Source organism: Mesorhizobium sp. M1A.F.Ca.IN.020.03.2.1 (genome assembly GCF_004023205.1).
Lineage (GTDB): Bacteria > Pseudomonadota > Alphaproteobacteria > Rhizobiales > Rhizobiaceae > Mesorhizobium.
In genome coordinates, this window is sequence record NZ_RZSV01000428.1 from 1 (window position 1) to 1,979 (window position 1,979).

General features: G+C 64.4%; 2 protein-coding genes and 1 pseudogene. 2 read left to right on the forward strand and 1 reads right to left on the reverse strand.

Annotation, left to right across the window (positions count from 1 at the left end):
- A pseudogene (locus EOA79_RS31675) lies at positions 1-260 on the reverse strand (alpha/beta hydrolase); the annotation flags it as partial.
- A 127-nt stretch (positions 261-387) separates the two neighbouring features.
- On the opposite strand from EOA79_RS31675, the gene EOA79_RS31680 reads away from it, so the two are divergent.
- Together EOA79_RS31680 and EOA79_RS31685 are read left to right on the forward strand one after the other, a co-directional pair.
- Positions 388-1,128 carry a competence/damage-inducible protein A gene (locus EOA79_RS31680; RefSeq protein ID WP_095802223.1) on the forward strand — a complete coding sequence of 247 codons (741 nt, stop codon included), beginning with the start codon at positions 388-390 and terminating at the stop codon, positions 1,126-1,128.
- A 103-nt stretch (positions 1,129-1,231) separates the two neighbouring features.
- Positions 1,232-1,979 (forward strand): universal stress protein (locus tag EOA79_RS31685; RefSeq protein WP_164894054.1); only part of this gene is annotated, 748 nt, incomplete at its 3' end.

The following is a 1,979-nucleotide window of genomic DNA, read 5'->3' on the forward strand; positions in this document are numbered from 1 at the left end:
GCGCCGAAGCGGCCGAACAGCGTGTGCCGGAAATGATGGAGTTGCGCGCCGAGCCCGTGCAGGAACACGATCGGCCTGCCCTCGCCTGTTTCGACATAGTGGATGCGGCTGCCGCCGATCTCGATGAACTTGCCGCACGCCGGTACCAGCCTCTCGGCCTTGGTCGCGATCCACGATGTTGCGAGCATGAAGCCGAGCACGACGGCGGCCGCCGCAACGAGCAGACCACCGATCAGCCATGGCAAAATCGATATCAGCATCTTGCACCCGAGCCGTACCGACGCACCTTACTCGCAACCGTGTCTGCCACAAGAGCCCCGCCTCGCGTGCGCATTGCGGCCGGCTGTCCGCCGCGTTATTTCAGGCCACCTGCAGCCGGAGTGAGCCATGCCCGAAATCGTCACAGCCGCCATGCTCGTCATCGGCGACGAGATCCTCTCCGGCAGGACCAAGGACAAGAATATCGGCCATCTCGCCGATATCATGACCGCGATCGGCATCGACCTGAAGGAAGTGCGCATCGTTCCCGACGAGGAGGACGAGATTGTCGCCGCCGCCAACGCGCTGCGCGCCCGCTACACTTATGTCTTCACCACCGGCGGCATCGGCCCCACGCATGACGACATCACCGCCGATTCGATAGCCAAGGCCTTCGGCGTGTCTTGCGAATACGATGCTAGGGCTTACGCCATGTTGGAGGCAAGCTATGCCGAGCGCGGTATCGAATTCACCGAGGCGCGCAAGCGCATGGCGCGCATGCCGCGCGGCGCCGACCACATCGATAATCCGGTGTCGATCGCGCCAGGCTTCCGTATCGGCAACGTTCACGTGATGGCCGGTGTGCCGTCGATCTTCCAGGCGATGCTCGACAATGTCGTGCCGACGCTGAAGACCGGCACCAGGATGCTGTCGGCCACCGTGCACTGCCCCTTCGGCGAAGGCCTGATCGGCGGACCGCTCGCCGACATCCAGAAGGCGCATCCCGACACCATTATCGGCTCCTACCCGAAATATGGCGACGGCAAATTCTGGACCGAGCTCGTGGTACGTGCCCGCGACGAAGCGGCTCTCGAGGCCGCGCGCCAGGACGTTGCGGCCATGGTGGCGGGCCTGTCGGCTGCGAGCTGACCCCGGAACCAGAAGGCGCGCGCCGACGTTTCTGGCACGGCACTTTCGTTGCGGCTATTGATGCCGGTGGCGATCTTGCGCCGATAAATTTGAGGGATCTGCCATGCGCTTCAAGACGATCGTCGCCATTCTGCAGAACGAACAGGACGCCGAGCGCGTGCTCGATTGCGCCATCCCGCTTGCCGAGCGGTTCGAAAGCCACCTCGTCGGCATCCACGCCGAAGCGCTTCCGGTCCCCTATACGTCGGCAACCGGTTTCCCCGACACCGAATTCCTGCAAGTCTCGGCCGAGATGAACAAGGAGCGCGCCGACAAGCTGCAGGCTGTCTTTCTCAGGCGCGTCGAGGATTCCGACCTGTCCTTCGAGTGGCGGAGCCTCGAAAGCTTCTCCGGCGACAGCGCGCTGACCGGCATTTCGAGCGTGCGGGCGGCTGACCTGATTATCGCCGCGCAGCGCGACACCGGGGGCGATCCGGGCGCCGATGTCGATACGCTGGTCTACGATGCCGGCCGGCCGGTGCTTGTCGTTCCGCATGCCGGGCCGCTCGTCACCACCTTCAGGCGTGTACTGCTGGCCTGGAACGGCAGTAAGGAAGCGGCTCGTGCAGCATTCGATGCCTTGCCCTTCATCAGCGAGGCGGACAAGACCGACATTCTCGTCATCGATCCGCCGGAAACGCTCGACGAGGCTCCCGAGGCGGCGGGCGCCGAGATCGCGGCTGCCTTGTCACGCCACGGCGCCAATGTCAGCGTTTCCGTGCAGAAATCGGGGGCAAGCTCGGTCGACGACATCATCCAGGAGAGGATCGCCGAATCCGGCGCCGATCTGCTGGTGCTCGGCGCCTACAGCC

Coding starts and splice junctions, on each gene's coding strand:
- EOA79_RS31680 (WP_095802223.1), top strand. CDS start 388: ATGCCCGAAATCGTCACAGCCGCCATGCTCGTCATCGGCGACGAGATC.